The organism is Haloferax sp. s1, assembly GCF_058382125.1.
This window is the reverse complement of sequence record NZ_JBZRPK010000535.1, coordinates 1-6,824: the sequence shown is the minus strand read 5'-3', so window position 1 is coordinate 6,824 and position 6,824 is coordinate 1. Positions and strand designations below refer to the sequence as shown.

At 64.4% G+C, this 6,824-nt stretch carries 7 protein-coding genes; 4 read left to right on the top strand and 3 right to left on the bottom strand.

Going from position 1 to position 6,824, the window contains the following annotated elements:
• On the bottom strand, positions 1-261 hold a 261-nt coding region (locus QT222_RS09230; protein WP_491476990.1), incomplete at its 3' end, for an NAD(P)H-hydrate epimerase.
• A 151-nt stretch (positions 262-412) separates the two neighbouring features.
• Between QT222_RS09230 and QT222_RS09225 the strand changes: the two genes are divergently transcribed.
• The 3 genes from QT222_RS09225 (at position 413) to QT222_RS09215 (ending at position 4,531) form a co-directional block, all read left to right on the top strand.
• The gene (locus QT222_RS09225; protein WP_491476989.1) at positions 413-1,603 is read left to right on the top strand and encodes an MFS transporter; all 1,191 of its coding nucleotides are present in this window, start codon (positions 413-415) and stop codon (positions 1,601-1,603) included.
• A 58-nt stretch (positions 1,604-1,661) separates the two neighbouring features.
• Complete coding sequence (locus tag QT222_RS09220) at positions 1,662-2,051, top strand: ArsR/SmtB family transcription factor (RefSeq protein ID WP_004057025.1); 390 nt, start codon at positions 1,662-1,664, stop codon at positions 2,049-2,051.
• 125 nt (positions 2,052-2,176) lie between these two features.
• Positions 2,177-4,531, top strand: coding sequence for an ATP-dependent DNA helicase (locus QT222_RS09215; protein WP_491476988.1), 2,355 nt, complete (start codon positions 2,177-2,179; stop codon positions 4,529-4,531).
• Between the two features lie 46 nt (positions 4,532-4,577).
• Here the strand turns inward: QT222_RS09215 and QT222_RS09210 are convergent, their stop codons facing one another.
• Entirely contained in the window at positions 4,578-4,766 is a 189-nt protein-coding gene (locus QT222_RS09210; RefSeq protein ID WP_004057023.1) for a DUF7576 family protein, read from the bottom strand.
• Between the two features lie 218 nt (positions 4,767-4,984).
• Here QT222_RS09210 and QT222_RS09205 point away from each other — a divergent pair, with 218 nt between their 5' ends.
• Positions 4,985-5,206, top strand: coding sequence for a DUF7511 domain-containing protein (locus QT222_RS09205; RefSeq protein ID WP_014732295.1), 222 nt, complete (start codon positions 4,985-4,987; stop codon positions 5,204-5,206).
• A gap of 53 nt (positions 5,207-5,259) precedes the next feature.
• On the opposite strand, the gene QT222_RS09200 is transcribed toward QT222_RS09205, so the two are convergent.
• On the bottom strand, positions 5,260-6,824 hold a 1,565-nt coding region (locus tag QT222_RS09200), incomplete at its 5' end, for a P-loop NTPase family protein (RefSeq protein ID WP_491476987.1).

The following is a 6,824-nucleotide window of genomic DNA, read 5'->3' as shown; positions in this document are numbered from 1 at the left end:
GGCGATGTCGGTCGAAATCGTCTCCGGACGACCGAGGAGGTGGACGGTCACGTCGTACTCCTTCAGGAACCGTGCGGCGACGAGGGCGTCGCCGCCGTTGTTGCCGCGCCCAGCGACGATAGCGACCGTCGAACCGGGGTCGGCGAGGTCGCGACAGACCCGAGCGACGGCGTTTCCGCTCGACTCCATGAGTTGCTTCCGTGGGACGCCGAGCGATTCGGCGTTGTGGTCGACCGCGGCCATGCGTCGACTCGTAATCATGGCTTGTCGTTCGCCCGGCCTCGCGTTAACATATGTGGTCGAAAGCGGATTCCGAGGTAACCTGTGTGGTCGAATCGAGTCCCACGTTACCACGTGTTGTTGTTATCCGCTTCCGCAACGTTTGACTCGGGGGCCGGTGAAAGCCGTCTCAGTGACCCGTCGTCTCTTCGGCACACTCTGCGGACTCGTCTTCCTCGTGAACTTCGGTCGCGTCGCGTTTCCGCCGCTCGTGGAGACGCTCCAGAGCGACTTCACCGTCGGTTCCGGAGCTATCGGTATCGTGATGACGCTCGTTTGGCTTGGAACCGCGATTCCGCGTATTCCGGTCGGCTACCTGCTGACACGGGTGTCGAGACGACGCGTCGTCCTCGGCGCGGGGTCACTCCTCGTCGTCGCCTCGGCGTTCACCGCGAGCGCGACGTCGCTTCTGACGCTCCAAATCGGCGCGTTCGGTATCGGTCTCGCGTCGGGCGCGTACTTCGTCTCCGCCGTTCCGCTCGTCGGCGAGTTGTTCCCCGAACGCGTCGGCCGGATGGTCGGTATCCACGGCTCTGCGAGCCAGATTGCCGCCGTCGTCGCCGCGCCAGCCATCGTCTTCATCCTCAGTTTGGAGGGGACAACGTGGCGCGAGACGTTCCAAGCACTCGCCGTCGCCGCGGCGGTCGTGACGCTCTTACTCTACGTCGTCTCCCGCGACGGCAGTGCCAGCGCCGGAACCGGTACCGACCGGAACTTTTCGGCCGCGCTCGGCCACTGGAAAATCATCCTCACGGGCGTTCTGTTCATCGCGCCCGCGGGCTTCGTCTGGCAAGGGCTGTTCAACTTCCTCGTCGTCTACATGGACCTCGGAAAGGGATTCACCGCAACCGAAGCAGGGACGATGCTGACTATCGTCTTCGCCGCGGGCGTCCCGGCGTTCTCGTTGTCGGGGCAACTCGCCGATAAACTCCCGCACGTGCCCTACATTCTCGGCCTGCTCCTCGCCTTTATCGGGTCGCTCGTCGCGCTCACGTTCGCACAGGGATTCGTCGCCGTTGCCGTCGTCGTCGCCGTGCTCGGCTACGTCGTCCACAGCCTGTTTCCCGCGCTGGACACGTTCATGCTCTCGTCGCTTCCGAACGACGCCCGCGGCAGTGCGTACGCCGTCTTCAGCGGGACCGCACTCCTCTTGGAGGCGAACGGAAGCGGCGCTGTGGGCCTTCTTAAGGAGGCTGGCTACGAGTTCGAGATGGTGTATCAAACGCTCGCTGGCGGATTGCTCGTCGTCGTCGTCGTACTCGCCGCCCTCTACGCGATGAACCTTCTTCCCGGAGTTCGACGGGGAGAAGAGACGGCAGTATAGTGGTATCCTATCGGTACTGTCCGAAACGGTTTACTTTCTCCCCCTGATTGTCGATATCATGTCAGGGTTGCTACCGTCCGACGGGAACGTCGACACAGGTGGTGAGAGTGCTCCCCGTGTCCACTGGCTCGACGACGACGAGACGGAGCAACTCATTGGGAGCCTCTCGTGTGACACCGCCCGCGAGATACTGTCGTGTCTCCAGGAGTCGCCAGCGACGGCGACAGAACTCGCGGAGATGGTCGACACGTCCATTCAGAACGCCCGACACCACCTTGGCAACCTCCTCGATGCCGACTTAGTCCGCGTCGCCGGAACCCGCTATTCCGAGAAGGGCCGTGAGATGAAAGTGTACGCCTCTGTGAGCGCACCGCTCGTGGTCTGTGTCGGCGGCGACGAAGACAACCGGGAGGATTTCGCGGATGCCATCTCTTCGTTCCTCGAATAACCGTCGCACAGCATCACCACCAACCTACGCAACGCCGTCGCGTTCGACCCACCGCACGCGAACGCACCAACTTGTACTCACGCGAATCTTCAAATACGAAACCGCGACCAGTCACCGACATCCCTATGGCCGTCGCAACTGGACCTGAGAGCGTGACCTGGCAGGAGGTGTTCGGCCACCCGGAGGCGTACCCGGAGCAAGCCGACGGAATCGAGACTGCGATAGCGACCGCTCGCGACGACGGATTCGCCGTCGTCGAAGGCGCGTGCGGGACTGGCAAGACGATGCTGGCGCTCACCGCCGGTATCGAACTCGTCCGCGACCCCGACTCCGACTACGAACGCGTGTTCGTCCTCACGAGCGTCAAACAGCAACTCCGGCAGTTCGAAGCCGACCTCCGCACCATCAACGAGAACCTCCCCGACGAGTGGAACCCCGTCTCCGGACTCACTCTCGTCGGGAAGGCCGACGTGTGTCCCTACAGCAGACAGCGCTGTGGCGGCATCGACGAATCAACCGTCTACGACCGCTGCGAAGGTCTTCGTGACCGAACCCGCGGGCTCGTCGGCGACGGCGGCCGAACCAGCGCCGAAGCGCTCGCCAAGGACGCGAGAGAACAGCAGACCGGCCTGCTCGACACCGGTTCGACCACGGCCGGACCCTCCTACCTCGAAACCGCGGGCGAACCGACGCCGTATCCGAAGTCGATGCCCGAGTACGAGGACGTGGAGTACTGCCCGTTTTACGCGAACTTCCTCGCCGACCTTCCAGACGACGGCGACCCGGTCGAAGCCGTCCCCTTCGAATTCGACGACAAAGGCCTGATTACGACCGACGACCTCGTCTCGCTCGCCGCCGGGGCGGGGTCGTGTCCACACTCCGTGATGGGTGCGCTGTTACCCCACGTCGAGGTCGTCGTCGGCAACTACTACCACGCGTTCGACCCGACGACGGTCGGAACGTTCACCGGCGCGCTCGTGGACGACTCGACGTTCGTCATCTGCGACGAGGCGCACATGCTCGAACCGCGAGTCCGCGACCTCGTCTCCGTCGGCGTCGGCGACCGAACCCTCCGCGACGCAGAAAGTGAGTTCACGCGCGTCATCCAACCCGTCGAATTCGACGACGCGGGCAAATCGACCGCCGATGCCGACCTCGTCCGCGGCGAGTTGCAGGAAGCGGACGTGACGCTCCGCGAACTAAAGGAGACGCGCGACTTCATCCGCGACCTTCGGGAGGAACTCGACCGGCGCGTGACGGCACACCTCGACAGCGAATACGTCGGTTGGCGCGCTGACTTGACCGAACTCACGGACGAGGAGATGCCGCTCCGCAACCCCGAAGAACCCGGCGTCGACGCGCTCACCGAGTGGGCCGAGGAGAACGGGTACGACGAAGGAACGTGGGTCCGCGCCGAGGCGACGGGGTCGGCAGTCGCCCACATCCTCGACTCGGTCGAAGAGGACGACAAGCGACGGGCCGCCCCTGCTGCGGGTCGCGCGCTCGCGACGTGGGCCTACGCCGACCACGAAAAGCACTTCCGCGAAATCGACCTCGAACGGACGTGGGACGAGATGGAACCACCCGAATCGTGGCGACGGGCCTACAACGCCCGCCTCTCGGTTCATAACTGCGTGCCCGGCGAGGCCATCGCCGAGCGACTGGATGATTTCGGCGGTGGCATCCTGATGAGCGCGACGCTCGAACCGATAGACGTGTTCCAGCGAGTGACGGGACTCGACGCCCTCGCCGACGACGGACGGCCGATAGCCGAGCGAACCTTCGGTCTCGGCTTCCCCGAGTCGAATCGCGCGAGTTTCGCCGTCGACGTACCGAAGTTCACTCACAGCAACCGCGGTCCGCCGGGCGAGGAGAACGAAACGCGACTCGCCTACACCGATGCCGCCGCCGAAGTCTGTCAGCGGTCGCCCGGAAACGTCCTCGTCGGCATGCCGAACTACGCCGAAGCGGAGTGGATGGCGACCGTCCTCGAAGACCGCGTCGACAAGCCAGTCTTACTCGACGAAGCGTCCGACGACGGTGCGACGGAGGAACTCAAACGCGATTTCTTCGGCGGCAACGGGAAAGTGCTCGTCACGAGCCTTCGTGGCACGCTGACCGAAGGTGTCGATTACAGCGGCGACAAACTCTCCGCGGCCGTCGTCTGCGGCGTCCCGCTCATCAACACGTCGTCGCCGCGGACGCGTGCGGTCAAGACTGCGTACGACAAGGAGTTCGGCTCAGGGTTCGAGACTGCACTGACCGTTCCCGCCGTCCGAAAAGCGCGACAGGCAATCGGACGCGTCATCCGCGGTACCGACGAGGTCGGCGTCCGCGTCTTCGTGGATGCGCGCTACGCGCGCGATTCGTGGAATGGCGTCCGCGACTATCTCCCCGAACAGGAGCGAGACGAGTTCCGACCGGTCAGTCCCGACATGCTCGGGTTCGGACTCGACCAGTTCTGGTCGGCCATCGAATAGCGACTCGCTCAGGCGGGGCGAGACGGCCAGCGCAGAAAACAGCAGGCTATCGTTCGTCGTCCCACGCGTCCCGACACTCGTCATCACAGAAGTGCCGGTGTTGAACTGTTCCGTCGTCGACCCACGTGACGACGCGGTGCGTCGATTGGTTGACGATTGGCTCGCCGCACGTCGCACAGGTCGGGGCGTCTTCGGGGTCTACGTTCTCTTCTAAGTCGGACGTGGGATCAACCATCGACACGCAGATGGCGCGGCCGGGCACTTCAAGCCGTCTCCGCCGGCAGAAGTCGCCCGTCAGATTCCCGTTTCGAGCGCACACGGCGCTCGCCCCGACTATGTATTTCACCCAAGTACCTCTACGAGGAACGTGTTGTTACCTGTAGATATTGTCAATGCTTACCACACTTAGTGAAGGTTATGTAATCACGGTCGCATCTGTATATGTGACGGCGAATGTCCGAAGTACCCGGCCCTCAAGATTCGGTTGCAAGGACTGCTGACCGCTCCGGTGCGGATACCGCCGGTGACTGTCTCCTCCATAGCGTCGTCGTAACCTACCGAGGAGGTCCAGATCAGGTCACCCTCTATCCCCGGCGCGACAGTTGTTGCGACCAGATGGAGGCGTGGTTGACTGCCGACATCGGCGCGTTCGTCTCGCTCGACGAAATGTGCTGACGTCCACGTGGCAGTCGCCGTAGCGTCTCCCGAAACCTCCCGTCACAGATAGCTCACCCGGCGAACTCAGCGTCGGACAGTGTCTTTTGTACCGCTTCTTCACCCACCGCCGCCGCCAACGCCTCGAATCCGGCACGTTCCGCTCGGTCACCGGCATTCGCCACTAACCGCGAAACGATGAACTCCGGCGTGGATTTGCCGACGGTGCCGAACCGCGGTTGGTAGTCGACGCGAAGGTCCAACTCGTCGGTCAGTCCCTCCGCGAAGATGCCGTCGATTCGAGCTTCGGGTGGGAGCGGGCTCAGTTCGTCTGCGAGGTGCGTCACGTAGACGCCGAAGGCGTTGCGCTCGACTGTGAGATTCACCAATCCGTTGAGAAGGTCCGCCGCACGGCCGGGTTCGGTGATGGCCTCGAACTCGTCGACGAGCATCAATGTTCGTCCCGCTCCGGACAGCGGCGGCACGATGGATTTCAGGGTCGATTCGAGGACGCCCGCGTTGAAACTCGCGTGGCGTCGGTGGAACACGAGCGAGTCGAACTGGCCCACGAGCGCCGAGTCGGCGGGGACGGGAAGTCCCATCGACGCGAGAATCGCCACCTGCGAGAGCGTCTCCAGAAGCGTCGTTTTCCCACCGCTGTTCGCCCCGGTGAGGACCGAGACTCGGTCGCCAGTCGGCGGAACCGGCCCGGACGAACACGAGAGGTCGTGGTCGCCGACGGCGTACGAGACGGGCTGTGGTTCGTCGATAAAGAGATTCCGCGCGCCACAAACTGCCAGTCCCGTCTCGGCAATCGTGGGTCGCGTGAGGTCGTATTCGAGGGCGAACCGCGCAAGTGACAGCGAGAGCGCGACTTCGTCCACCGCTTCGACGGCGAGGTCGACGTCGTCGCGGGCGGCCCAGATACGGTCGCGGAGTTCCTCGGCGACGGTCGCTTCGCGCTCGTCAACGTCGGCTTCGAGTTCGTCCACGAGAGCGTGAAGCGACGTGCTCACGAAGTCGGTCGCATCGCGGGCGTCCTCCGCCGCGGTCGACTCGACCTCGCCACGAGAGAGGTCGGTCTCCTGTGCGATGTACTCCACGAACGCGGACCGGAAATCGTCGAGCGACCGGACACCGCGCGACTGGATAGTTTCGAGCACGTCGAACGAGCCAGATTCGAGGTCTTTCGCCGTTTCGAGGCGGTCGCGCATGCGGTCGAGGCGGTCGTCCGCACCGGGGGCGACCGACCCGTCGTTGTCGACGTAGCCGAGCGCACCGAGCGCATCGCGGAGGGCGTCGGGGTCGGCCTCGTCGAGCGCGTCGAACGTCTCGCCTCGGAGACCGGCCTCCCGGAGTTCGAGTGCGGCGTGGACGGCAGCGCGCTCGGTCTCGCCCGCCTCGTCGTAGGCCCGGAAGGCTTCCTCGACGGACGCGCGAGCGTCATCGTCGAGGGCAGCCCACGCGTCCTTGGCGGCGAGGACGCGGTTAAGTCGCTCTCGGCGCTCCTCGACGGTCGGAAGCGGCGTCAGCACGCGGATGCGGTCTGCGGCGTGCTCCGTCAGTGCGCGGTCGCTCGCGAGCGACAGCAGGTCGTCGTACACGTCTCTCGCATCGCGAGTTGCGAGCGCATCGATAC

Excerpts from the sequence above, each read along its gene's own strand:
- QT222_RS09220 (WP_004057025.1), top strand. The coding sequence starts at position 1,662 with ATGTCAGGGTTGCTACCGTCCGACGGGAACGTCGACACAGGTGGTGAG.
- QT222_RS09215 (WP_491476988.1), top strand. The coding sequence starts at position 2,177 with ATGGCCGTCGCAACTGGACCTGAGAGCGTGACCTGGCAGGAGGTGTTC.
- QT222_RS09210 (WP_004057023.1), bottom strand. The coding sequence starts at position 4,766 with ATGGTTGATCCCACGTCCGACTTAGAAGAGAACGTAGACCCCGAAGAC.
- QT222_RS09205 (WP_014732295.1), top strand. The coding sequence starts at position 4,985 with ATGTCCGAAGTACCCGGCCCTCAAGATTCGGTTGCAAGGACTGCTGAC.